We start from the raw sequence: 24,437 nt of genomic DNA, 5'->3' as shown, positions 1-24,437 counted from the left end.
CAACAAACGAAAATACTTAATTTGGACGACCAATGGTCGTCCTTTCTATTTTATGATGACTGAATATTAGCTCTGTTCCTGTCAATGCTATACGTGAGGTGATATCATGGTACGAAAACGCGGCGAGCACGGAGTACTGATACTTACGGCAGCTTTTTTCATCAGCTTTACATTCATAGCATTGAATTACTATCGCATAGCGGTTGAGCAGAAGGACGTTCCGGCGGCACAGCTCGAAAGCACACTGACTATTGAAGCGGGGCGGTGTCAGGGAACTATCTACGACAGGAATATGCGTCCGCTCATCAATGCGGAAAAAAAGCATATCGCAGCCGCGGTGCCTTCCGCACTTGACAGGGAACAGACTGCCGAATATGCCATTGATAAGGACAGCTTTTACGAGCAGTTTGATAAAGGCGAGCCGTTTGTGTTTGATTGCAGCGACAAGGCGCTTGAATCCGACGGGCTTACCATATTTGAAGTGCCGATACGCTATTCCGAGCATCAGACCGCTCAGCACATAATAGGCTATTTATCCGATGATAAGGGAGCTGACGGCATAGAATATGCCTATGATGATATTCTGCGAAACAACTTTCCGTCTAACAGCGTTTCCTACAAAAAGGACGGCATGGGACGTATACTGATAGGTGACGGCAAGAAGGTCTTTCGCAGCAGCTCATATAAAACAGGTGTAGTTCTGACTCTTGACAGCGATATCCAGAAGATATGCGAGGACTGCGGCAGCCGCATTGATACAGGAGCGATAGTTTGTGCAGATGTAAAAACAGGTGATATTCTGGGACTTGCCAGTTTCCCGTGCTACGAAACGAGTGATATTGAAAAAGCGATGAAAGACCGCAGGTGTCCGCTTATAGACCGCGCACTGTACTCGTACAGTGTCGGTTCGGTCTTCAAACTTGTTACAGCGGCAGCAGCTATCGAGGAGGGCTTTGGCGGAAGGACATACGCCTGCACAGGGAGTACAGACATCGAAGGCAAGATATTCAACTGCCACAAGCTTGACGGTCACGGATTGCAGGATATGACTGAGGCAATGACAAATTCCTGCAACACGTATTTCATAGATCTTGCGAGGAGCCTTGATATAGGGAAATACAGGCAAATGGCAGAGTATCTCGGATTCGGAAAGGAAAACTATCTCTGCGCAGGAGTTACAGGTTCGGGAGGAGTTCTTCCCACGGAAAAGCAGCTTTCGGTACCTGCTGAACGTGCGAATTTTTCCTTTGGTCAGGGTAAGCTCGCTGCAACACCGTTACAGATAACACAGCTCACCTGCGGGATATGCAATGGCGGAGATATGCCTGTTCTTCGGCTTATCAAAGGTATTACAGCTGACGGTGAGGCAGTTGCGGACGAAAAGCCTACGCGCTATTCAACGGCAATGAGCAGTGATACGGCAATGCAGCTTCGCAAAATGATGATATCTGCGGTTCGGGACAACGAAAACTCAAAAGCACGGTCAAATGTGATAAGTTTGGGTGCGAAGACCTCAACAGCGCAGACAGGAAAGCTGGACGAGAAAGGGGAGGAGCTTTGCCATGCATGGATAACAGGCTTTTTTCCGTCAAGAAAGCCGAAATACGCAGTAACGGTGCTCATTGAGAACGGCGGCTACGGCAACGAAGCAGCTGCTCCTGTTTTTCGGGAGATCGCAGAGAAGATAAGGGAACTCAACATTAAAAAGAAATAATAAAGCAGCATTTTTGCAGAAATCTTTTCAAACCCATTGACTTTTGAACGAAACAGCGTTATAATATAGAGGTATAGCATTGACGGGACTGACTGTATGCGTTATGCCTCAGAGAAAAAGCGGACGGTGCGAGCTTTTACATGACGGACAGGTGCTACCCCTGAGCTTCTTCGGGAAACCGAGGCGTATTTCTGCGTTAAAGATGTATGAGGAGAAAACAGCTGTTTTCTTAAATTTGGGTGGTACCACGAGAGCCTTCGTCCCATTTGGCGGCGGAGGTGTTTTTATTTATGCGCCGTTAGCTCAGTTGGCAGAGCAAATCACTGTCTTGTATAAGAGAGGTTCAGCATTTTATGATCCGCAGGTTCAAATCCCGCACGGCGCACCTATATGTATACGTACCGTTAGTTCAGCGTTCAGAACGCCGATGTAAAACTCCGTCTTGCCAAAGACGGTAACAGCATAACTGTTCCACGTCGGAGGGCACAGGTTAAAATCCTGTACGGTACACCGCAATAATATTTTAAAGGAGATATATTTATGCAGTGGACAGGTCTTAATGATCTTCGTGAAAAGTATCTTTCATTCTTTGAAAGTAAGAACCATACAAGAATGGCGAGCGCTTCACTTGTACCTCAGGGTGACAAGAGCCTCCTTCTTATCAATTCAGGTATGGCTCCTCTTAAAAAGTTTTTCCTCGGACAGGCTACTCCTCCGAACAAGAGAGTAACTACCTGCCAGAAATGTATCAGAACTCCCGATATCGAGAGCGTTGGCAAGACTGCTCGTCACGGTACATATTTCGAGATGCTCGGCAATTTCTCTTTCGGCGATTACTTCAAGACAGAGGCTATCGATTGGGCTTGGGAGTTCCTCACAAAGACACTTGAGATCCCTGCTGAAAAGCTCTGGATCACAATATTCGAGAGCGATGACGAGGCTGAGCAGATCTGGGAGAACCATATCGGTATCCCTCACGACAGGATAATCCGTCTCGGCAAGAAGGACAACTTCTGGGAGCACGGTTCAGGTCCTTGCGGTCCATGTTCTGAGATACACTTTGACCGCGGAGAGGCTTATGGTCCTTTCGAGAGCTTCGAGCAGGCAAGCGACTGCGACAGAGTTATTGAGATATGGAACCTCGTTTTCAGCCAGTTCGACAGTGACGGTGAAGGTCACTACGCTGAGATGAAGAGCAAGAACATCGACACTGGTATGGGTCTTGAAAGACTTGCTTGTGTAATGCAGGGTGTTGACAATATCTTCGAGGTAGATACTGTTCAGAATATCATGAAGCACATTTCCTCCATTGCAGGTGTTGAATATAAGAAAGACGCTAAGAAGGACGTTTCGCTTCGTGTTATCACAGATCACATCAGAAGCACTACCTTCATGGTAGGCGACGGTATCCTTCCTTCAAACGAGGGACGCGGATATGTTCTCCGCCGCCTCCTCAGAAGAGCTGCCCGTCACGGCAGACTCTTAGGCGTTAAGAGACCTTTCCTCACAGAGGTTTGCGATACAGTTATCAACGAGAACGCAAATGCTTATCCTGAGCTTGCTGAAAAGCGCGACTATATCAAGAAGATAATAGGCGTTGAGGAAGAAGCTTTTGCAAAGACTATCGACAAGGGCACAGAGCTCCTCAATCAGTTCACAGAAAAGCTTGCTGCTGAGGGCGGTAAGGTACTCTCGGGCGACGACGCATTCAAGCTTTCCGATACATACGGCTTCCCGATAGACCTCACAGAGGAAATATGCGAGGAGAAGGGCTACACAGTTGACCGCGAGCGCTTCACAGAGCTTGCTAAGGAGCAGAGAGCAAGAGCTAAGGCTGACCACGCTGCAAAGGCAGGTTCGTCATGGGCTGACAACAGCATCAAGGTAGATGCTCCGGCAACTATATTCACAGGTTATACCGACTTCGAGGCTGAGGACGCTGAGATACTCGCTATCTACAAGGACGGCAAGGAAGTTGAAACAGCTGTTGAGGGCGACGATGTTGTTATCGTTCTCGATGTTACTCCTTTCTACGCTGAGAGCGGCGGACAGGTCGGCGACACAGGTATGCTCATCAACGGCGCTAATATCGCTTCTGTTGATGATACTATAAAGTCAGAGGGACATTTCCTCCATATCGCTACAGTTGAGCAGGGAAGCATCTCCAAGGGAGACAAAGTCCTCGCTCAGATAGAGAAGGATCGCAGAATGGCTATCATGCGCAACCATACAACTGCACATCTTCTCCAGCACGCACTCAGACAGGTGCTTGGCGACCACGTTCATCAGGCCGGTCAGCTCGTTAACGAAAAGGCTTGCCGTTTCGACTTCAACCACTTCAGCGCTATGACTGAGGAGGAGATAGCAAGAGTCGAGGACATCGTAAATGCTGAGATAATGTCTTCTTTCCCTGTTACTATGAAGGAAATGCCTATCGACGAGGCAAGAAAGCTGGGCGCTATGGCTCTCTTTGGCGAGAAGTACGGTGATACTGTCCGCGTTGTAACTGCTAACAAGTCAGTTGAGTTCTGCGGCGGTACTCATATATCAAATACTGCTCAGATCGGTCTTTTCAAGATAGTTTCCGAGAGCTCTGTTGCAGCAGGCGTAAGACGTATCGAAGCTGTTACAGGTATGAACGTTATCAATCTCCTCAACGAGTTCAAGAATACTATCATCAAGTCAGCAAAGGCTCTCAAGCTTGCAAATATCACAGAACTCCCCGAGAAGTGCGCTGCAATTGCTGCTGAGTCAAAGGAGAAGGACAAGAAGCTGGAAAGCCTTACACAGCAGATAGCTAACTCCAAGACAGCTGCTCTCTTCGACAACGCTAAGGAAGTAAACGGCGTGAAGATCGTTTCCGCACGTATGGAAGGTTCTGCTCCTGATGCTCTCAGAAAGCTGGGCGACAGCGTCAAGGACAAGGACGAAGCTATTATAGCTCTCTTTGCAGGCACTGTCGGCGAAAAGGGCACATTCTACTGCGTATGTACAAAGGAAGCTGTTGCGAAGGGTGCCAACGCAGGCAAGATCGTCCGCGAGATAGCTGCTGTAACAGGCGGTAAGGGCGGCGGAAAGCCTGACGGAGCTATGGCAGGTGCAGGCGATATCGCTAAGATCGACGATGCACTTGCTAAATTTGCGGACGTTGTTGCAGACACTGTTAAGTAATTCTAAGGGCGGCTGAGTCCGCCCTGATATAAAAAATATTGTAAAGGAGAATCAGTATGGATTGTTTATTCTGCAAAATTATCGACGGCGAGATTCCAAGCACTAAGGTCTATGAGGACGAGTTTGTCTATGCTTTCAAGGACATCGCTCCTATAGCTCCTGTTCATTATCTTATAATCCCTAAGGTGCATATCTCCTCTGCTAACGAGATAACCGAGGAAAATTCCTCATCTGTAGCCAAGGTGTTCGAGGCTGCTGCAAAGATCGCAAAGGCTGAGGGTATCGAGAGCTATCGTATCATCAATAACTGCGGCGACGATGCAGGTCAGACCGTAAAGCATCTGCATTTCCATATGCTTGCAGGCGTAAAAATGGGCTGGGGTCCTGAATCCCTCGGCAAAACTGAATAAGGAGTGTTGATCGTGGAAAATACTTATAAGTTAAAGGTTGCAGGTCTTGAGAGAGAGCTTCCTATCTGTCCTCTTAATGATAAGCTGGATATTGCTGCTTTCGTTATGTTCTCAGATGTGGAGCTTACTATGGCTGTTGCAAATCAGCTTCTCGCAAAGTCTCCTTACTTTGATGTGATAGTGACAGCTGAGTCAAAGGGTATCCCGCTTGCTTACGAAATGGCAAGAGAGAGCGGAAAGCCTTATGTAGTAGCAAGAAAGTCTGTAAAGCTCTACATGACAGATCCTATCGCTGTTACAGTAAAGTCCATCACTACTGCGGCTGAGCAGACACTTTACCTCTCACAGGAAAAAGCCGAGTTGCTCAGAGGCAAGCAGGTTCTCATAGTTGATGACGTTATCAGCACAGGTGAGTCACTTCTCGCACTGGAAAAGCTTGTCAATGAGGCAGGCGGAGAGATCACAGGTAAGGCAGCCGTTCTTGCTGAGGGCGATGCTGCTGACAGGAAGGATATAATCTTCCTTGAAAAGCTTCCGCTTTTCTTTAAATAAGGTATAATTTATGAAGCGAAAAATGATTGGAGCTGCGGCAGCGTATATGGCGGGATTATTTTTCGCTTCATTTTTTACAAGTCCTGCCCTGATCGTTGGCTTCGCAGCTGTTATCGCAGCAGCGGCTGTCGTGGGCAGGAGGTATAGCTTTAAAGCTTTTGACTACGGAATGATGTCGGTATTCTTTGCAGCTGCGGTGATAGTATTCAGTGTTTATACTGCCGCAGATTATGACAGATGCATGACTATGGAGGAGTGTAAGGGAAGCTTCCGCGGCGAGGTCACCGATGCTGTACGGTACAGCGGAGAAAAATCGAACTATATCCTCAGCGGACGCATAAACGGCGATATTCCTGCGAGGGTAAGTTTTTACACGCAGGGTGAATATGCCGAGCTTGGAGATATCATCAGTATAGGCGAATGTGAATTTTCACGCCAGTCCTGTGATTATCTGTTCGATAGTGAGCGGTATTACAAGTCAGATGGAGTCTTCCTTGCACTGGATAGCGCAAAGGATATCAGTATCGAGCATACTGATGCCAAAAAGCTGAGCAGGGCGGCAGCTTCCTACCGTGAACGCATTATTTCGGATTTCCGCGTTAAGCTCGGAGATGACAGCGGCGACCTGATGGCAGGTATGGTTTTCGGAGAGAAACGCGGCATGGATCAGGGTGTGAAAACTGCTTTATACCGCTGCGGGATAGGTCATATTCTGGCAGTGTCGGGACTTCATGTTTCGGTGGCTGTGCTTGTTCTCATGGGACTTCTCAGAATTTGCAGAGTGAATAAATACATTTCCTTTGCTGTCATGGAAATATTGATAATATTTATTACAGCTCTTGCGAATTATCCTGTTTCCGCGATACGTGCTGCAATAATGATGAATTTCTTTTATGCGGCAGGGCTTTTCCGACGGCAGAACGACTCCTTCAATGCACTTGCTGGTGCTGTTCTGCTTATATGTATTTGTCAGCCATATGCGGTCTATGACAGCGGATTTATTCTGTCAGTTGCAGGTGCTTTCGGAATCGCGGTTTTTGCACCGTACATGACAAAAGATATGCCGAGAGATACTTTGTTTCGGAAAGCAGCAGTAAACTTTGCGGTAATGCTGTGTACGACAGTCTGTATACTGCCGTTTTCGCTTATGTACTTTGATGAAACGTCACTTGTTTCACCGCTGACAAATATAATTATCGTTCCGTTCTGTTCGCTGTCAATGGTCATAGGACTTATTTATGCTCTGACAGCAGGTGTTGTTGATCTTCTGCCGTTTGCAAAGGCTGTGAACGATATGGTGCTGCGCATATCAGATGCCGCTGCTCATATAAGGTACACTCATTTTGCATGTGACAGCAGGGCGGTAAGAGGCGGACTGATAATATGTGCGATATGTGTCGCGTTCGCCGTTGCCATATTCAGAAACAGGCGTTATATATGTATTTCAGCAGCTGCGGCTGTTGCATTTCTTTTTGCCGTAAGCGGTATTTCACAGATGAAGCGCAGTGAACAGACTATAGTTGCTGTTTTAGGCAAAGGAAACAATGCAGCGATTGTTGTGAGTTCAAACGGTACGGCAGAGGTCATTGACCTGAGCGGTCATTACCGTTCGGCTGCATATGTGAAAAAGTACCTTTCAAAGAACGGTATCGGCAGAGTTGATAATGTTGTTCTCACGGAAAAGGTCAATGCGGCTTTTGCTTCATATGACAAGGAGCTGAGTTATACCGATGTGGAAAACTGGCTTGCTGTGTGTGAAGATGAATTTGTCGGGGAAGATATGGGTATTTCTGCTGTAGGATGCTCTGCGGAGATAAGATGCGGTGATCTGAGGATCTCCTTCGATGACGGAGCAGTACGTGTGGAAGACAGCGGCAGCTCGGTATGCTTTGCCGATAGCATAAAAGCTGTAAAGGATAGCGGCGTTCTTGCCGTTATATGCGGAAATTCTCCGCACGATGCCGATGTTCCAGATAATACGCTGTATATCAGCGGAAACAATAATTTTGAGATAGTGCTGTCGGATAGCGGCAGATTTGATATAAGGAGGCTGTAATGCCACAGACAGATCCTAAATCCATTAAGGTTCAGCTCAAAAAGGGCGAGCTGAAAAATCTGTACTATATCTTCGGTAAAAATATCCCCGAAGTCGAAAAGATAACAAAGCTCATAATCAAAGAAGCTGTCGGCGATAATGAGGAGTTCGCCCTCAATAAGCTGGACGGCAGATACCTTGATACCTCGGAGCTTTACGATATGATACAGATGATGCCTATGATTGCGGAGCACAACTGTATCCTCATCAATGACTACAACTGCGAAAAGCCTCGTGAAAATATGGCTGGGCTGAGAGCGGACGATCTCAATAAAAAGCTCATGGAAGTCCTGAAGGATATACCGCCTCAGACAGTTGTCATATTCAATGTCACGGGCTTTGAGATAGCTGCTAAGGCTGATTACAAGACAGGCAAAAGCATAATCAAGGACAAGAATAAAAAGCTGGCTGACTATGCTGCAAAGATCGGCGAACTTGTTGAATGTGCCATAAAGACCGAGGCTGAGCTTGCCAAAGATATCGCGGCAAGTGTTTCGGCAAGGGGAGGGCTGATATCCCTTGATACTGCCCGTGAGCTCGCTGAAATGTGTCAGTCGGACACTCTCACAATCAAAAATGAGATAGACAAGCTGTGCTCATATGCGCAGAAAAATGAGATAACGCCTGAGATACTTCACAATCTCGTTCACAGACAGAGCGATGTCACGTTCTTCAAGCTTGCAGACGCTGTTGCGGCTTTCAACAAACGTGCCGCTTTCGATGCTCTTGACGAGCTTATGCAGGATAAGGAAAACCGCGGCGCCGTTCTTGCAAATATAACTGCATCATTTGTGGATATGTACCGCGCAGCCTGTGCAAGGAAGTGCGGCAAACAGATCATAGACGTGAAAAATGATTTTGGCTATGTTTGGGAATTCAAGGTCAAAAATGCCTTCCGTGACAGCTCCCGCATGAGCATACGGAGGCTGCGTGAGTGCATCGGGATACTGCGCGATACCAATGTGAAGCTTAATTCGGGCGGCGGTGACGAGAAGATCATTCTCGAACAGACGGTCACAAAAATGCTCATGACAAAAAATTAGCGGAGGATATCATGATAAAAATAGATGAAGCTATCATAGTTGAGGGCAAATATGACAAGATAAAGCTCGCTTCTATCGTTGATGCAGTCATAATCATTACAAATGGTTTCGGTATTTTCAAAGACAGCGAAAAGCTGGAGCTTATCCGCTATTACGCTAAAAAAACAGGTATAATAATCCTCACCGATTCCGATGCGGCAGGTCGGAAGATAAGAGGCTATATAAAAGGTGCTGTCGGCAGCGGAAAGGTCACGAATGTTTATATCCCCGATGTTTTCGGCAAGGAAAAACGAAAGGTCAAGCCTTCCGCTGAGGGCAAGCTGGGTGTTGAGGGCATTGATGTACAAACTCTGCTGAGCGCTTTTGAAAAGTCCGGAATAACCGCTTCACAGGGCGGAAAGCGCTCGGATATCACTAAGATGACCCTTTATGAGCTGGGGCTGAGCGGCGGTGAAAACAGCCGTGAGCTCCGTGAAAGATTACAGCATAGTCTTGGGCTGCCAAAGCAGCTCTCCGCCGGTGCTCTTGTAGAGGTGCTGTGTACTATGATGGACAGTGCTGAGCTTGCGCGTATAACTCAGAAAATTAAGGAGGAATACAATGGTATATAGCAGCCTGCTGTTTATATACGGGTTCCTGCCGATATCACTGCTGCTGTTTTATCTTACGCCAAAAAGGTTCAGGGAGCTGACTCTCCTTGTTCTGAGCATGGTGTTCTGCGGCATGATAAGCCTGTATTTTCTCGTATTTATGCTCGTGTATACCGCAGTAAACTATGGATTTGCCCATATGATAAGCAAAGTCAGGAAGAACGATAAGCTCGTTGCAGTCCCGCTTGCTTGCGGTATAACCTTTGATCTTGTAACTATACTGGTATTCCGTACCCAATATTTCACATGGCTTCAGGGAATAATAAAAGTTCCTGAAGGCTTCTATCCTGTGGGAATCTCATTCTTCACCCTTGCAGCTATAGGTACTCTCATAGATATATACAAGGGCAGGGTAAAGGCTGACGGGAATATTGTTAGGTTTGCTCTGTATATGATGTTCTTCCCGAGGCTCATAATGGGACCTCTTCTGCGATACGGCGTTTTCACAAAGGCGCTGGACAACCGCAATGAGTGCCTTGCGGAAACAGGAAAGGGAATGGGTATCTTTGCAAAGGGACTGGTCAAGAAGGTAATTGCAGCAGACGGCTTGTTCAAGCTGTACTGTGCTGTTCAAGCTGTAAATTTAAGTGAGATGTCTGCTATGACCGCATGGCTCGGTGTTACAGCATATGTGCTTTGCCTTTACTATACTTTGTCGGGAGTTGCCGATATGGGCATGGGCATAGCTTACTTTTTCGGATTCAGATTCCCTCAGAGCTTCAATTATCCGCTGCTCAGCATCAGGATAAAATACTTTGCAGCCCGCTGGCAGTCGCAGGTCATACAGTGGCTGAGAAGGTATGTTACGAAGCCTATATATAATGTGTGTTCAAAGCGCTGGATGAAGGAAGCTGTCTTCGTTTTCGGGTGGACAATTTTCGGATTCTGGTATACCGTCGGTATCAACGGTACACTATGGGGCTTCCTCATTGGTCTTGCCGTTGTTATCGAGGGAAGACTGCTCAGGAACAAGCCGCTGAATATCACAGGCTGTATCTATACGTTCTTGGTAGTTATCTTTTGTACGGTATTCCTTGCAGGAAACGGTACGGAATACTCAGTCAGGTATCTTTTCGCCATGATAGGCGGAAACGGCAGCTTTGCTGATTCGCAGTCATTCTATCTGCTAAAATCCTATATAGTTATGCTGCTTGTTTCCATGTATGCAGCAACGGATCTTTTCAGGAACATGATGCTGCGTACAGGAAGGAAAAAGGTTAAGGCGTTTGTGAACGCTGTTACTCCTTTAATAGTTGTACTTGCTCTGGCAGTGTGTACAGCTCTCATGTCGTATGACGGAAGCTCTGATATGATACTTCTGAAACTGTAAGGAGGGACGTATGAGTAAACGTATGAATAAGATCACTGCTGTAATGTCGCTCACTTTTATAGCTGTATTCGGAAGTATCACTATGTTCAGCCATAAGCTGCCCGATTCATTTTCCGAGGACAGAGAGCTCGCAGTTTTGCCGTGTATTGATGCGGAAGGACTGTACAGCGGCAGCGTAACAGCTGAGCTCGGCTCATATGTTGCCGATCATTTTGCAGGCAGGCATTTGTGGGTCGCTGCCAAGACAGCCTTGCAGACAGAGCTTTCGGAGAGCATTGTCAATGGAGTTTATATAAGTGATGACAGAATGCTTTATGTGGAAAGCTCACAGAGGAGTTCAGAGGAAGTCATGGACGATGCAGCAGCTGTCAACAGTTTTTCGGTGAAATATGACGGCACGGTCTATTTCGCTGCTATACCTACATCAGCAGGTGTTTACGGCGATGTACTGCCGTCGCATATGATAATCAATTCAGAGAAGCAGCAGATAAACGATCTTTATGACGCTCTTGGCAATGACATAAGAAAGATCGACGCTTATGATATCCTTAAAATGATGAAGGATAACTATATTTTTTATCGCAACGATACTAAGTGGACCTGCTATGGGGCATATTGTGTTTATAAGACTGTCGTTCAGAAGCTGGGTTTTCAGCCGACACTGTATGATAAATTCTCCATAGAACACGTTACCGACAGATTCAGAGGGAATCTCTACAACAAAACTCTCTCGAAACGTACAAAGGCTGATATCCTTGATATCTACAGATATAAAGATGCGGCTGATGACGTTGTATGTGAATGTATCGGCAATGACGGTAAAGTTTCAAAGGGCACTGTATTCGACAGGAGCAGGCTCGGTACAAGTAATATGTACTCTATGTATCTGGGCGAAGCTGCACCTGTTATGAAGATAAAGACCAGTGTAAACAACGAAAAAAAGCTCCTTGTGATAAAGGACAGCTATGCGGACTGCTTTGTTCCGTTTCTCATGCAGCATTACAGCGAGATCGCTGTGGTTTCTCCTGAGAAACTGGACAGACCGCTGACGGAAGAGCTTGACATCAATGAATATGGACAGACACTTTTCTTGTTCGGCATCGAGGATCTCAGCAGCAGATCCGATCTTACTAAAATAATTGAAAGGAATTGAGGTTTATGAAGGCTCTTGTTACAGGTGCAACATCAGGCATTGGAAAAAGTATTGCAAAAAAGCTTGCTAAGAGAGGCTGGAAGCTCATACTTACAGGCAGAAATGAAGCTGTCCTTAAAAAGATGCAGGCAGCTTTCGGAAATGATACCGAGATAATCACAGCCGATCTCTCAAAGCGCGAGGAGGTATTCCGCGTTTATGAGCTTTGCAGGGACAAAGATGTCGATATGCTCGTCAATAATGCAGGCTATGGTCTGTTCGGTAAATTCGACGAGACAGATATGGAAGATGAGCTGAACATGATCGACCTGAATATCACTGCTCTCCATATCCTCACAAAGCTCTTTCTCAGGGACTTCAAGAAAAAAGACAGCGGTATCATACTAAATGTTGCTTCTGCCGCAGGCTTTATGGCAGGACCTCTCATGTCGTCGTATTATGCTTCAAAGAATTATGTCCTGAAGCTTTCTATTGCAATTTATGAGGAGCTTCGCAGAGACAGGTCAAATGTTTCCATAACCGTACTCTGTCCCGGACCTGTTGATACCAATTTCAATAACCGTGCAGGTGTCAGCTTCTCGGTAAAGCCTATTTCAGCGGATCAGGCGGCGGAATATGCTCTCAGAAAGGCATTTGCGGGCAAGCTTTTTGCTCTCCCGGGACTTACTGTAAAGCTGGGAGCTATAGGTTCAAGATTCGTTCCGAACAAGCTCCTTGCTGCAATAGTGTATAATATCCAGCAGGCGAAAAAAACTTCTGACGGAAAGGAAAAGGCTCTTAAATAATGAGAGATATCAGCTACAGAGTTGCGCTGGGAGGCATCGTTTCTGCACTATGTCTCGTTACAATGTTCCTTGCGGGCGTTCTCCCTGCGCTCTATCTGCTGCTTCCCGGAATAGCAGGCATACTGCTCATGATAATCGCAGTTGAGGTCAATACTCCATGGGCACTGCTTACCTATGTTGCGGTAAGCCTGCTTTCGCTTTTTATAACTTTTGATAAAGAAGCAGCACTTATTTTTATAATGCTTTTCGGACATTACCCCATACTCAGAGCCTATATCCAGAAAATACCGTTGAAATTAACAAGGATACTTGTAAAGCTTGCAATATTCAACGTATGTATAATCTCATATTTCTATGTAACGGTATACCTTCTGGGACTGAAGGAGCTGCTTGAACAGCTTGATGATTTCGGCAGCTTCGGCGGGTACATAATGCTCGGAATAACCAATGTCATTTTCCTTGTATATGACCTTGATCTTGATTTTATGCTCAGACTGTACAGAAAACGACTTATGCCGCGCTTCCGCAAAAAAAGATGACTGTGCCAAATGCTGGTTAATTTGGTACGGTCTTTTTTTATACTTGATTTATTAATATTTGTGTGATATAATAATAACATAATATTATTTCAGGAGTGATTTTATGAATACTATAGCTATTATCGGAGCAATGCCTTCAGAATTAAAGGACATAAGAGAAATACTCGGTGAAAGCGAGATAAAGCATTTTTCAGGCTTTGATTTTTACATAAATAATATAAACGGCAAAACTGTTATAAACGCTTGCTGCGGCATCGCTAAGGTGAATGCAGCCGTTTGTACACAGGTTATGATAGATAATTTCCACCCCGATTGTGTGATAAATACAGGTATTGCAGGCGGAATGAACAGGGCAGTTAAGGTTTGTGATATCGTTATTTCCACAGAGGTACTTCCACATGATCTCGATCTCCATTTCCTCAAGGATTATCCGCCGTACTGCGGCGTATTCCAGGCTGATGGCGTGCTTATGGATACAGCTGAAAAGGTATGCGGAGAATTCGGTATAGAGTCATTCAGAGGACGTATCGTTTCGGGTGATGCATTCATTACAAGCAATGTTGTAAAGAGTGCTATTCAGGAAAAATTCGATCCGTATGCCGTGGATATGGAGAGTGCAGCAGTTGGGCACTGCTGTTACCTCAACAAGACACCTTATGTCAGTGTTCGCTGTATATCAGATAATGCGGACGACGAAGGTGCGATGTCATTTGACGAATTTGAAAAGATCGCAGCTAAGCGCGTAGCAGAGGTCGTTCTGCGTATGGCTGAACTGCTGTGAAAGGAGTAACTCATGAAAAAATTTATCTCAATCATTTCTTCTATGGCTATAACAGCCACTTTATCAGCTGCATTCTGCACTAATGCTGCTGATGCTAATTCATTCAAAGAGCCTACATTCTACTTCAAGGGTGTTGAAACCGATGGCGTTGAGGAGCTTTTATCAGGTCTTATCTATGTAAACCAGAAGAAGTCTTCCACTATTCCTGCTGCTATCTACATCAAGGATGAGGACAAGGTAGCAGGTCAGGTATTCGTTAAGTGGGCTAGCAAGAACAAGAGCCTTGAACTCAAGAATATTACAGGTCCTGTTGCTAAGTACGGCGCAACTCCTTACAAGGAATTCACATCTGATGATTCTATGAATCTTGCAACATATACTGAGATCAACGGTATGGGAGCAAATTATTCTTCAATATCCTCAGCTAAACCGATGGCTTATACAGCTGAAAAATCTGATGCTTATCCGATGGCTTGCTTTGATGCTGTTTTAACAAAGGACGCTGCTTGCGGAAGCTACAGCATTGATGTAATCAATGATAATACATATTTCACCAGCGTTGTTTGCCGTCCTACAGGTGATGGTAAGTTCAAGGAAGTTTTCCCTGCTGAGAATAGCGAGGCTCTTCCTTTAAATGTCAGCGACAGAAAGCTCGGCGATTTAAATGATGATTCACGTATTGATTCAAATGATGCATCTAATGTACTGAAGGCTTATGCAAAGAACTCTTCCAATCAGGATTCAGGTCTTACAGCAGCTCAGACTGCTTGTGCTGATGTAAACGGTGATGGCAAGATAGATTCTGTTGATGCAAGTAAGATACTTGCTTACTATGCTTATGCTTCAACAACTAAAGATGATGACATTATAAGCCTTAATAATTTCATTAAGGGAAAGAAATAAGCAATTAACTGCAAGTCAGTTCAAATAATAAAAAATACCGAGCTTAAGCGACGTACTCATATAGAAACTTTACACGAAATTATCGGGGGAAATCTTTCTGAGGAAAGGTTCTCCTCAATATCTCACGTAAAAACTTCTGTATAAGTTCCTTGCTTATTGCCCGGTATTTTTTAATATAAAAGTAAGCCCGAAAGCTTTTGAGCTTTCGGGCTGTTTGTTTATTTTGATGTAAGTGAACTGAAAGCGTTGTCAACGACCTTCTGCTCGGGAGCCTTCGTAAAGCTGCTTACGATAGGTACTATAATAAGTGACACGATCATTGCAAATGCGCCTGCATTGATAGGTGAGAGAAGCGAAAGCGGACAGTTGAGATCAATGATAGACTGCTTGATGCCGTTGAATGCTTCGATGTTAAGACTGAACAGTATCATGTGTGTTACACTGATGCCGACACCTGTGATGAGACTTGCAAAGCAAGCTGCCTTAGATGCCTTTTTCATGAACAGACCATAGAGGAACGGACCGAGGAATGCGCCTGAAAGTGCTCCCCATGAGTATGACATGAGAGTTGAGATAGATGCATTTTTATTGCAGGCAATGATTACAGAAATAATAAGGAATACTGCGATAAATATTCTCATGAATGTCATCTGGTGCTTGTCATCGAAGTTCTTGATGCGTGGTTTTATCAGGTCATTTGTAAGTGTGGAGCTTGATGTGAGTACCAGAGATGAAAGAGTTGAAAGCGATGCAGAAAGTACAAGTACCACAACAAGTCCGATAAGAAGATTCGGAAGAGCCTGCTGTAAGAGCGAAGGTACCATTGTATCGTATACAGGCTTGCCGTTAACTGTTTCGATGAATGCCTTGCCTGAACCGTCAGTGTTGTCAAGTGTGCAGTAAAGTCTTACGAATCCGCCCATGAAGTATGAACCGCCTGCTACGACGATAGCGAAGAATGTGGATATAATAGCACCCTTCTTGATAGCCTGCTCGTCCTTGATAGCGTAGAACTTCTGAACCATCTGAGGAAGTCCCCATGTACCGAGAGATGTAAGTATAACAACTCCGAGGAGGTTTATCGGATCAGGTCCGAACAGTGAACCGAGAGTTCCTGATTCGGTCTTGCTGTCCGAGATAGTATTGAGAGCGTCTAAAGCTGCGGAAAGACCGTCTTTCTTATGTACAGTAAGAGCTACGACTGTTCCGATACCGATCAGCATGATTATGCCCTGGAAGAAGTCATTGAGAGCTGTTGCCTTGTATCCGCCGAGGGTTACGTATATAGCGGAGAGAAGTGCCATTGCTATGATTATGTATGTAGCGCCGTTTTCTCCGAGATCAAATACCATTCCGAAAAGACGTGAAAGTCCGTTGTATACAGATGCTGTGTAAGGAATGAGGAAGATGAATACGATGAGTGCGGATAATGTTTTAAGTCCCTTTGAGTCGAATCTGTGCTCGAAGAACTCAGGCATAGTCTTTGCGCCAAGATGATTGGACATCAGACGTGTACGTTTTCCTATGAGGAAGAAGGGGATAAGGCTGCCGATTATGGCATTGCCTATACCGACCCATGTTGATGATGCACCGTACATCCAACCGAACTGACCTGCGTATCCGATGAATACCACGGCAGAAAAGTATGTTGTTCCATATGAGAACGCTGTCAGCCATGAACCGACACTTCTTCCGCCAAGCATGAAATCCTCAGTGGATTTCGTCTTTCTTGACATATAGATTCCTATGCCCACCATTATTGTTACATAAACAGCGAGTATGACGAATGTTGCGGATTTTGAGTCCATTTGTATCCCGACCTTTCAGTTGCTTTAAAGTTTTGGCTCATAAACTTGTAAAGCTTTAAATGAATAAAGTAATAAACCGAAATTTATTATACTATATAATAAAGTTGATGTCAAGTGGTCATTTTTCATTCATATTTGAGACTCCGCAGGTGTAAAAAGTTGCTTTTTTGCCGAAATTTGGGTATAAAGTGGCACATGATATTATTATTTTACCATAATTTTTGAACAGAAAGTGACTGAATGTTATTATTATATCAATATTTGCACAGTGAGAACGAAAAATAGCAATTATTGGTCAGAATTTGACGCTTGAACTGATGTTTTACACAATATTTAACTTGAAATACTCAAAAATTAATACTATAATAAAATTATATAAGATATATTTTTATATTATAATATGATAAAATCATTACGGAGGGTTGATGCTATGTTAAAGCTATTAAAAAAAGTCATTTCATTCACTCTTGCTGCATCATTGAGTACTGCGGGAATTGTTTATTCATTCGTAAATGCGGAAGAAGCCGATAATGATACTACGGTCTTGAGTGACACTGTGGTTCCGACTGAGAATGATGATGACGGATTTATCTCGGGCGCTGTCAATTATGATGGAAATTATGCGCTCTATGATTACGGTTACTGGAATGATTCATCAGGAAGCATCAAAATGACTCCGGGTATGCGCGGTTCGTATGATTGTTACTGGCGGGACGTTACTGACTGCTTATTCAAGACGGGCGAGTTTTACCAGAAGAATGCTCAGGAAAAGAGGAAGATTTTAGGAAGTCCTGTGAGTGATTACAAAGCTGTTATGGATCCTGCTTCTGATTATTATTTCGGAGCTTACGGCTGGTTCACCGATCCGTATGTGGAGTTCTTTATTATTGATGACTGGGGCATAAATAGGCCGACTTTCAAAAATGATCCTATTGCAAAAGTTGAACTTGACGGCGGTGAATATGAAATATATATTCAGCCTTTGAACTTACGGCAGGGGCTGGCTTCAGGCCCGATAGTTTACAGGTATTACAGTGTACGTACGGAAAAACGCTCCGCTGAAAGCAATATAATTGAAGGAAAAATATCCATAGGTATGCATTTGGAGGCATTGAAAAAAGCGGGAGCGGAGTTAGGCGATATATATCAGATAACTCTTGCTGTTGAGGGCTTAAATTCGAGCGGAAGTGCTCATATCCTGAAAAATGATCTGTATTCTGTAGTAACTGATAAAGATGTCAATGTTGACATAAATCCTGACTATGAGGATCAGTGGCAGATGCCTGACGAGAACACTGTTGATGTGCTTCATGACACTGTTTTCAATGATCTTGTAACAGATGAGAGAGACGGATATTACTTTAATCTGTATAAAGATTTCATAATGTCTCCCGAAGTTGGTGAAACCAAGCTTGAGCTCCTTAAAGGCGGTGCGTTCAAGTGTGAATGGGAAAATAATTATCTTGCTAAATTTAGCAGAGGATTGCAGTATTACAACTCTGAAAACGCCAATCGCTCCGTCGTTAGAAAGTATAATAATGAGGAGCTGACCATTGAGTACGGTGTTGATCTTGAGTCGGAAGGTGCTTCATGGGCAGGCGGATATGGCTGGCTCAATACGCTAAAGACCGAATACTTTATCGTTGAAGCGTGGAAAGACTGGCATATTACTGATGATGCGGTTCATCTCGGAAGTGTAAGTCTGAGCAATGATGCTGTCTATGATCTTTATGAAGTGCCTGATAACGGTTTTTTCAACCAGATCTGGAGCGTCCGCAGAGATAATCAGCTTGACAGGGACGGTAAAGCTGAGGGAACGATCAATCTGAACGATCATTTCTATGCATGGAAAAAATATGCGCTTGACGTTGTTGATCCTGATTACGTGACATTCACAGTCAGCGGTTTGCAGTCCAGCGGCAAGGCAGAAGTCTATAAGAATACTGTGAAGATTAACGGCGAGGATATTTACTATCCTTCAAATCAAAGTGATCAGGAAATAAAGCCTGCTCCTAAGTATGTTCCGGGTGATCTCAACGGTGATCTTATTGTCAATTCCTTTGACGTAGTGATCGCGCGAAGAGAACTGGTAAAAGCTGTTAACGGAGAATCAACTATAGATGAATCGGATATAGATTGCAGCGGTGATACAAGGATCAATGATCTGGTGCTCATCACGAAGCTTGCCCTCGGAGAAAAAGTCGTTGTACCAAGGACAAGACCCAAGCACAGCTGACAGATATCATGTCCAAAAACTGATAGACTGTGAATCATTTATATGTATCAAAGAGCCACAGATATGTGGCTCTTTGTTATTTCAAATTTCATATTGTTGAACAAATTTCAATGCGGTATATTGGCACTTTTGCTGAAATAATAGCAATATTTGATTGACTTTGGAAATACAGGCTGTTGAAATGGCATTTTGTGGTCAACAAATCCCCACAATTCAGCGTAGAATCGGGAAGAATAATTGTGTAATTTGCTTGACAAGTGCGAGAAAATAATGATATAATATATTTAATTTGGTAGAAATAACCGATTAGTAAAAGGTATGACCGCTAAATGGTCAGGAATTAAATGGTTTTGATTGAAAAGGAGGCAGCAGAATGACATCTGATGAAGCTACAAGACTTTATAACTCTGAGCAGAGAAAGTATTATGAATACTGCGGCTATATACGCTCCTATGAGCAGAAAATAGGTGAATACCGCTCGGAACGTCAGCAGAAATGTATTGCCATTGATAATAAAAAGGACGAGATCAAAAAGAATAAATCTATCCTCGAAGCTATCAGCAATTCAACAAATAATAAAGATGCTATGTTTTCGCATCTTAGCAATATCAATAAGAAGGTAAGTGAGGCTTCGACCAACTTCAGCAATATGGTTAGCTCGAGCACTGTGAAAGCATCAAATCTTTCAAATTCCTTCGGCGAAGATGCTACAAAAGCAAATTCAAAGCTTACTGATATTTATCAGCATATCAGCAACGGTAAAAAAACTATTTCAGGTGAGATCGATAATTTGGACAAAGAACTGAGAAGTCTGGAATCAAGACGCGATGAGCTGGATTCAAATATCAGCAGGGCTCAGGGCATGATAAGTGAGTATGAAAGGGACAAGCAGAAATGCCTTGCTAATATGGCTTACTATAAAAAGTTTATGTGATGTTTCACAGAAAGCGGTTAAAATATGGCAAGCATAGAGTTATATAAAAGCAAAATAAACAGTATGTCGAACTACATAGCGCAGGCAAAAAGTGCTGTAAGCGACTTCTGTGTGGATCTGTCGGCTCTGAAAAAGAAGATACTCGGTATAAACAGCAGTGTATGCGATAATGTTGTTACGAGCATTTCATCATCTTCAAAGACGCAGGAACAGTAGATCGAAGGACTTGAAGCAACTCAGAAAGAGGTAAATGCGTTTATAGACCTTACAATAAACCGTGATAATTCGGCATCGTCTGAGATAGCAAAGCAGAAGAAGGAGTCCTACAAGAAGTATTCCTACCTGAAACACGAGTGTGAAAAATCAAAGTGGGAAAAGTTCTGTGACGGTCTCAAGAAGGTTGGCGAGTGGTGTAAAGATCACTGGAAAGAGATACTTATTGTAATTGAACTTGTTGTGGCAGTGGTATGTCTGATAGTGCCTGGACTTGAAGAATTTGGAGTTCTTATTCTTGGAAATATGCTGAAGGGGCTTGTTATAGGTCTTGCGGCAGGTGCAGTCATAGGAGGAATATCAGGTTACGCTCAGTATGGTGTTAAAGGAATTCTAAGCGGTGTATTGAATGGAGCGATAGATGGTGCTCTTATGGGAGCGGCATTTGGAGGTTTAACCGGGTTTGGTGCAATTGCTGGAACAACACTTGGATGTAGTACAGTGATGAATGGGATATTTGCTGTATCAGGTAAGCTTTCACTTGGTATGTTGGAATTTGATTTGTTAGCTTTAACCAATGATTTCCAAGTAAGATTTCAACATGATACAGGCATTAATCTTGGTTTGATCAATCCGGTAATGGGGAGTTTTATATCTTACCTTAATCATGAAGCTCACTCAAATCCCTACTATAATGCTTTTCAGCTTGTAACAGGTGGTTTGGCATCATTTTCATATGGTTATGTTGACAATGCAGCTTGTTTTATTGCAGGCACATTGATTGCAACTTTAAATGGATATAAAGCCATTGAGAACATTAAAGAGGGTGATGTCGTACTTGCTGCTGATGAAGAAACAATGCAGGTAGGATATAAGCAGGTTCTTGAAACATATGTCAGAAAAGTCCATAATCTTGTTTATCTTATGGTGAATGGAGAACAGATTGTTGCAACCGTAGATCATCCTTTCTTTGTTCAAGGGCGAGGATTTATTGAAGCAGGCAAGCTTTTTATCGGTGATAAACTTGTCAATGCAAACGGTGAGGATCTCGTTGTTGATGAAATCAAGATAGAGCAGAATGACGAAACTGTAAATGTATATAACTTTAAGGTAGAGGATTATCATACATATTTTGTTGGTGAACAGAAAATATTAGTTCATAATCGTGGATACGAAAATTTTGAAGATATGCCTCGAACAGGAAAACCTGGAAGCCGTACATGGAAGGACGCGGTAAAATCCTTGAAAGAGGGGAATCTGAAGGGAAAAGGAAATAATTATGTAACAGAAACAAAAGCAGATGCGTTGAGACTGATAGAAGAAGCAAGACCAGATCTGCCAAAACAGCCAACGTACCAAGAGAACGGTCCAAGAGCTAAATACTACCAAGAACATCCTATAGAAAGAGATGTGAATTTCAATAGACCTCACATTAAATTCGAGGATTGGTCACACGGAAAAAGTGGTGGAGAAGGTCATATATTCTGGGAGAATGATTAATAATGGATATAAAAGATTTTTTATTCGGATGTCGATTTACAGACGAGGAGTTTGCTGTTTTTTCTGAATCGGAATTATCTGAAATGCGAGTATTATCTGAGAAAGAAGCAAGCGATATATGGTTCTGTTACTGTGATAATAAATTACTACCTAAAAGTTCATTTGCTCTAACTGGACTTAATAAGTTGCGACTTATCACTAATGATTGTGGTTGGGGAGATGAAAAAGCAGAGAAAGAGACAAGTACATTACTTGAAAGTACATTGAGTGAATATATTGACAGTTACGTTAATGTATGCTATTATAGTGAATGTGCATTAAAAGTATCTGCAAGGTTATTTTGTGATAAATGGTCTGATTTCTGCTATCCTTCTGACTACCTAATAATTGATTGTGGTGATAGAGCACTTTTATATTATGAGGATCTGCTTTATTATCTTAACAAAATAGAGAGGGCCTAATTTTATTGTTTTATGTTTAATAATAAGGCTTTGTAAATGATCGGTTGATATTTTAGATGAGTATTCATCTGGAACAAGTCATTTTTAAGAAAGAGGTGAAGATATGGCAAGCATAGAGTTATATAAAAGCAAAATAAACAGTATGTCGAATTACATATCACAGGCAAAAAGTGCTGTAAGCGACTTCTGTGTGGATCTGTCGGCTCTGAAAAAGAAGATACTCGGTATAAACAGCAGTGTATGCGATAATGTTGTTACGAGCATTTCATCATCTTCAAAGACGCAGGAACAGCAGATCGAGGGTCTGGAGGCTACTCAGAAAGAGGTAAATGCGTTCATAGACCTTACAATAAACCGCGATAATTCGGCATCGTCTGAGATAGCAAAGCAGAAGAAGGAGTTCTACAAGAAGTATTCCTACCTGAAACCCGAGTGTGAAAAATCAAAGTGGGAGAAATTCTGCGACGGTCTCAAGAAGGTTGGCGAGTGGTGCAAGGATCACTGGAAGCTTATAGTTACGGTTGTGATCTGTATTGCAGCTATTGCATTGATCTGTACAGGTGTAGGAGGAATTCTCGGAGCAGCTGCTTTAGGTGCTCTTATGGGTGCGCTCTCTGGCGGTCTTATAGGCGGCATTACAAGTGTCTTGTCGGGAGGCTCGTTCCTTGAAGGTTTCGAGAATGGAGCCTTCGAGGGAGCTATTACAGGTGCTATCATGGGAGGTCTCGGCGGAGCAGGAGCATTGTTCGGAAAAACAGTTTCATGTGCGAGCAAGCTTGGCAAAGCTATCAAGATGACTGCTAAGATTACTAATGGTATATCAACAGTAATGGGCGGATTTGACACGCTGGCAATGGGACTTGGCATGATAGACCCGAATAACCCGATAACAGCTCTGAATAACAAGCTCCATTCGAGCAAGCTGTACAACGGATTCCAGACAGGCGTATCAATGGTGGCAGCATTCACAGGCGGAGCATCATCGACAATGGCTTGCTTCATAGCAGGAACGATGATAAATACAGTTACGGGTCTCGTTGCTATCGAACACCTTGTAAAAGGTGATAAGATCATAGCTGCTGATCCTGATACCTTTGAAGTAGGAGAGAAGACGATTCTCGATACATTTGAGCGTAAGGTTGACAAGCTTGTTCATCTTACAATAAACGGTGAGAAGATAGTCACTACCGATAATCACCCTTTCTATGTTCAAGGACGCGGCTTTATACAGGCAGGAAGCCTCTTTGTAGGTGATAAGCTAATAAGCGTTGAAGGAAAAGATCTTATTGTAGAATCACATGAAATAGAGAAAGTTGATGAACCTGTTACAGTGTACAACTTTAAGGTTGAGGATTACCATACTTACTTTGTTGGCGAAAAAGCTGTTTGGGTGCATAATGATGATTGTACTAAAGCGCAAGTCCTTGATGATAATAAAGCTAAAGGAAAAAAAGCGCAGGATGAAAGGCATGCGGAATTACTTAAAGATCATCCTGATACACAACAAGAAGTAACTATTCGTCCCTATGATGAAAATGGTAATCTAGTAGATTATAATGTTAGAGTTGATGAAATAAATAATGAATTTTTTAATGAAGTTAAAGCATCAGAAACAGCGCCATATACTACAAATCAAAGAAAAGGATATGAATTGTTACAAAAATATGGCGGCGAAATTAGAGGTAAGGGCAAGCCAGGATTTGAAGGGGGAACAAAATTGCCACCTACTCCTGGTTATACAACCAGAAATGGTGTAACTGTGCCACTTTCACAAGATCTTGCTGCACATGGAGGAAGCTTATAATGTCGGTTGTTGATAGAAATGTAATTGATCTTGTTTTTAGTGAAGAAGATTACGAAGTATTATGCATTAGTGATCATATTCCATGGAATGACGATGTTATTAAAGGACATTGGGAAATTTTACAAGATAAATTAAAAGATTATATGGGATTTATTCAATCTGGGCAATTTAAGGAAAAATATGGCGAATTAAAACCCGCTATTTTGATATTTTTTTCGCATATGTACCCTGATGTAGTAGAAAAATTTTTAAACAAGTTGAAAGAAGTTTATTGTGATTTCGGATGCGATTTAAGATGGAAATATGATCCGCGTGAATGATTTGCTATGTAAAAAAGTCAATCAATGTATACGAA

21 protein-coding genes, 1 tRNA gene and 1 pseudogene are annotated in these 24,437 nt (G+C 43.3%); 22 read left to right on the top strand and 1 reads right to left on the bottom strand.

The features are described from left to right. The first annotated feature begins 106 nt into the window (after positions 1-106). The 15 genes and pseudogenes from K6G33_RS01235 to K6G33_RS01165 all read left to right on the top strand — a co-directional run bounded on the left by K6G33_RS01235 (position 107) and on the right by K6G33_RS01165 (position 15,126). A complete protein-coding gene (locus K6G33_RS01235; protein ID WP_296775356.1) occupies positions 107-1,714 on the top strand; it encodes a penicillin-binding protein 2 in 1,608 nt (535 codons plus the stop codon). Positions 1,715-2,006: 292 nt separating this feature from the next. After that, a tRNA-OTHER gene (locus K6G33_RS01230) sits at positions 2,007-2,099 on the top strand. 13 nt (positions 2,100-2,112) lie between these two features. Beyond that, a pseudogene (locus tag K6G33_RS01225) lies at positions 2,113-2,224 on the top strand. Positions 2,225-2,254: 30 nt separating this feature from the next. Next, complete coding sequence (alaS, locus tag K6G33_RS01220) at positions 2,255-4,885, top strand: alanine--tRNA ligase (protein ID WP_296775353.1); 2,631 nt, start codon at positions 2,255-2,257, stop codon at positions 4,883-4,885. 56 nt (positions 4,886-4,941) lie between these two features. Beyond that, positions 4,942-5,295 carry a histidine triad nucleotide-binding protein gene (locus K6G33_RS01215; RefSeq protein WP_296775352.1) on the top strand — a complete coding sequence of 118 codons (354 nt, stop codon included), beginning with the start codon at positions 4,942-4,944 and terminating at the stop codon, positions 5,293-5,295. Between the two features lie 12 nt (positions 5,296-5,307). Continuing rightward, the gene (locus K6G33_RS01210; protein ID WP_296775349.1) at positions 5,308-5,847 is read left to right on the top strand and encodes a phosphoribosyltransferase family protein; all 540 of its coding nucleotides are present in this window, start codon (positions 5,308-5,310) and stop codon (positions 5,845-5,847) included. Positions 5,848-5,857: 10 nt separating this feature from the next. Further along, the gene (locus K6G33_RS01205; RefSeq protein WP_296775347.1) at positions 5,858-7,903 is read left to right on the top strand and encodes a ComEC/Rec2 family competence protein; all 2,046 of its coding nucleotides are present in this window, start codon (positions 5,858-5,860) and stop codon (positions 7,901-7,903) included. After that, on the top strand, positions 7,903-8,985 hold the full coding sequence (holA, locus tag K6G33_RS01200; protein WP_296775344.1) for a DNA polymerase III subunit delta: 1,083 nt from the start codon (positions 7,903-7,905) through the stop codon (positions 8,983-8,985). The genes K6G33_RS01205 and holA overlap by 1 nt, the downstream gene beginning before the upstream one ends. An 11-nt stretch (positions 8,986-8,996) precedes the next feature. Then, entirely contained in the window at positions 8,997-9,596 is a 600-nt protein-coding gene (locus K6G33_RS01195) for a toprim domain-containing protein (protein WP_296775342.1), read from the top strand. Continuing rightward, positions 9,586-10,965 (top strand): hypothetical protein, encoded by a 1,380-nt coding sequence (locus K6G33_RS01190; protein WP_296775339.1) that lies wholly within the window; start codon positions 9,586-9,588, stop codon positions 10,963-10,965. Before K6G33_RS01195 ends, K6G33_RS01190 begins: the two co-directional genes overlap by 11 nt. A gap of 10 nt (positions 10,966-10,975) precedes the next feature. Next, on the top strand, positions 10,976-12,118 hold the full coding sequence (locus tag K6G33_RS01185; RefSeq protein ID WP_296775337.1) for a DHHW family protein: 1,143 nt from the start codon (positions 10,976-10,978) through the stop codon (positions 12,116-12,118). 5 nt (positions 12,119-12,123) lie between these two features. After that, on the top strand, positions 12,124-12,903 hold the full coding sequence (locus tag K6G33_RS01180; protein WP_296775334.1) for an SDR family oxidoreductase: 780 nt from the start codon (positions 12,124-12,126) through the stop codon (positions 12,901-12,903). After that, complete coding sequence (locus tag K6G33_RS01175; protein ID WP_296775331.1) at positions 12,903-13,442, top strand: hypothetical protein; 540 nt, start codon at positions 12,903-12,905, stop codon at positions 13,440-13,442. Before K6G33_RS01180 ends, K6G33_RS01175 begins: the two co-directional genes overlap by 1 nt. 103 nt (positions 13,443-13,545) lie before the next feature. Then, positions 13,546-14,223 carry a 5'-methylthioadenosine/adenosylhomocysteine nucleosidase gene (locus K6G33_RS01170; RefSeq protein WP_296775330.1) on the top strand — a complete coding sequence of 226 codons (678 nt, stop codon included), beginning with the start codon at positions 13,546-13,548 and terminating at the stop codon, positions 14,221-14,223. A 12-nt stretch (positions 14,224-14,235) separates the two neighbouring features. Further along, a complete protein-coding gene (locus tag K6G33_RS01165; RefSeq protein WP_296775327.1) occupies positions 14,236-15,126 on the top strand; it encodes a dockerin type I domain-containing protein in 891 nt (296 codons plus the stop codon). Positions 15,127-15,344: 218 nt separating this feature from the next. Here the strand turns inward: K6G33_RS01165 and K6G33_RS01160 are convergent, their stop codons facing one another. Then, positions 15,345-16,934: a sodium:solute symporter gene (locus tag K6G33_RS01160; protein WP_296775324.1), complete on the bottom strand. Its 1,590-nt coding sequence runs from the start codon at positions 16,932-16,934 to the stop codon at positions 15,345-15,347. Positions 16,935-17,364: 430 nt separating this feature from the next. Between K6G33_RS01160 and K6G33_RS01155 the strand changes: the two genes are divergently transcribed. From K6G33_RS01155 to K6G33_RS01125, 7 genes are all read left to right on the top strand, one after another. Continuing rightward, the gene (locus tag K6G33_RS01155) at positions 17,365-19,170 is read left to right on the top strand and encodes a glycoside hydrolase family 11 protein (RefSeq protein ID WP_296775322.1); all 1,806 of its coding nucleotides are present in this window, start codon (positions 17,365-17,367) and stop codon (positions 19,168-19,170) included. 373 nt (positions 19,171-19,543) lie between these two features. Next, positions 19,544-20,104, top strand: a complete 561-nt coding sequence (locus tag K6G33_RS01150) for a hypothetical protein (protein WP_296775321.1) — start codon at positions 19,544-19,546, stop codon at positions 20,102-20,104. Positions 20,105-20,128: 24 nt separating this feature from the next. Further along, on the top strand, positions 20,129-20,320 hold the full coding sequence (locus K6G33_RS01145) for a hypothetical protein (protein ID WP_296775318.1): 192 nt from the start codon (positions 20,129-20,131) through the stop codon (positions 20,318-20,320). A 261-nt stretch (positions 20,321-20,581) separates the two neighbouring features. Then, on the top strand, positions 20,582-21,817 hold the full coding sequence (locus K6G33_RS01140; protein ID WP_296775317.1) for a polymorphic toxin-type HINT domain-containing protein: 1,236 nt from the start codon (positions 20,582-20,584) through the stop codon (positions 21,815-21,817). 2 nt (positions 21,818-21,819) lie between these two features. Further along, a complete protein-coding gene (locus K6G33_RS01135; RefSeq protein ID WP_296775315.1) occupies positions 21,820-22,278 on the top strand; it encodes a hypothetical protein in 459 nt (152 codons plus the stop codon). Between the two features lie 103 nt (positions 22,279-22,381). Then, positions 22,382-24,082, top strand: coding sequence for a polymorphic toxin-type HINT domain-containing protein (locus K6G33_RS01130; protein ID WP_296775313.1), 1,701 nt, complete (start codon positions 22,382-22,384; stop codon positions 24,080-24,082). Beyond that, positions 24,082-24,402 (top strand): DUF6572 domain-containing protein, encoded by a 321-nt coding sequence (locus K6G33_RS01125; protein ID WP_296775310.1) that lies wholly within the window; start codon positions 24,082-24,084, stop codon positions 24,400-24,402. Before K6G33_RS01130 ends, K6G33_RS01125 begins: the two co-directional genes overlap by 1 nt. Positions 24,403-24,437 lie beyond the last annotated feature (35 nt).

The organism is Ruminococcus sp. (assembly GCF_024691275.1).
Classification (GTDB): domain Bacteria; phylum Bacillota; class Clostridia; order Oscillospirales; family Ruminococcaceae; genus Ruminococcus.
The sequence above is the reverse complement of the archived record's forward strand: the minus strand, read 5'-3'. Positions and strand labels throughout refer to the sequence as shown.

Excerpts from the sequence above, each read along its gene's own strand:
- K6G33_RS01180 (WP_296775334.1), top strand. The coding sequence starts at position 12,124 with ATGAAGGCTCTTGTTACAGGTGCAACATCAGGCATTGGAAAAAGTATT.
- K6G33_RS01235 (WP_296775356.1), top strand. The coding sequence starts at position 107 with ATGGTACGAAAACGCGGCGAGCACGGAGTACTGATACTTACGGCAGCT.
- K6G33_RS01155 (WP_296775322.1), top strand. The coding sequence starts at position 17,365 with ATGTTAAAGCTATTAAAAAAAGTCATTTCATTCACTCTTGCTGCATCA.
- K6G33_RS01130 (WP_296775313.1), top strand. The coding sequence starts at position 22,382 with ATGGCAAGCATAGAGTTATATAAAAGCAAAATAAACAGTATGTCGAAT.
- holA (WP_296775344.1), top strand. The coding sequence starts at position 7,903 with ATGCCACAGACAGATCCTAAATCCATTAAGGTTCAGCTCAAAAAGGGC.
- K6G33_RS01175 (WP_296775331.1), top strand. The coding sequence starts at position 12,903 with ATGAGAGATATCAGCTACAGAGTTGCGCTGGGAGGCATCGTTTCTGCA.
- K6G33_RS01160 (WP_296775324.1), bottom strand. The coding sequence starts at position 16,934 with ATGGACTCAAAATCCGCAACATTCGTCATACTCGCTGTTTATGTAACA.
- K6G33_RS01215 (WP_296775352.1), top strand. The coding sequence starts at position 4,942 with ATGGATTGTTTATTCTGCAAAATTATCGACGGCGAGATTCCAAGCACT.
- K6G33_RS01125 (WP_296775310.1), top strand. The coding sequence starts at position 24,082 with ATGTCGGTTGTTGATAGAAATGTAATTGATCTTGTTTTTAGTGAAGAA.
- K6G33_RS01185 (WP_296775337.1), top strand. The coding sequence starts at position 10,976 with ATGAGTAAACGTATGAATAAGATCACTGCTGTAATGTCGCTCACTTTT.
- K6G33_RS01195 (WP_296775342.1), top strand. The coding sequence starts at position 8,997 with ATGATAAAAATAGATGAAGCTATCATAGTTGAGGGCAAATATGACAAG.
- K6G33_RS01170 (WP_296775330.1), top strand. The coding sequence starts at position 13,546 with ATGAATACTATAGCTATTATCGGAGCAATGCCTTCAGAATTAAAGGAC.
- alaS (WP_296775353.1), top strand. The coding sequence starts at position 2,255 with ATGCAGTGGACAGGTCTTAATGATCTTCGTGAAAAGTATCTTTCATTC.
- K6G33_RS01135 (WP_296775315.1), top strand. The coding sequence starts at position 21,820 with ATGGATATAAAAGATTTTTTATTCGGATGTCGATTTACAGACGAGGAG.
- K6G33_RS01190 (WP_296775339.1), top strand. The coding sequence starts at position 9,586 with ATGGTATATAGCAGCCTGCTGTTTATATACGGGTTCCTGCCGATATCA.
- K6G33_RS01165 (WP_296775327.1), top strand. The coding sequence starts at position 14,236 with ATGAAAAAATTTATCTCAATCATTTCTTCTATGGCTATAACAGCCACT.
- K6G33_RS01145 (WP_296775318.1), top strand. The coding sequence starts at position 20,129 with ATGGCAAGCATAGAGTTATATAAAAGCAAAATAAACAGTATGTCGAAC.
- K6G33_RS01205 (WP_296775347.1), top strand. The coding sequence starts at position 5,858 with ATGAAGCGAAAAATGATTGGAGCTGCGGCAGCGTATATGGCGGGATTA.
- K6G33_RS01150 (WP_296775321.1), top strand. The coding sequence starts at position 19,544 with ATGACATCTGATGAAGCTACAAGACTTTATAACTCTGAGCAGAGAAAG.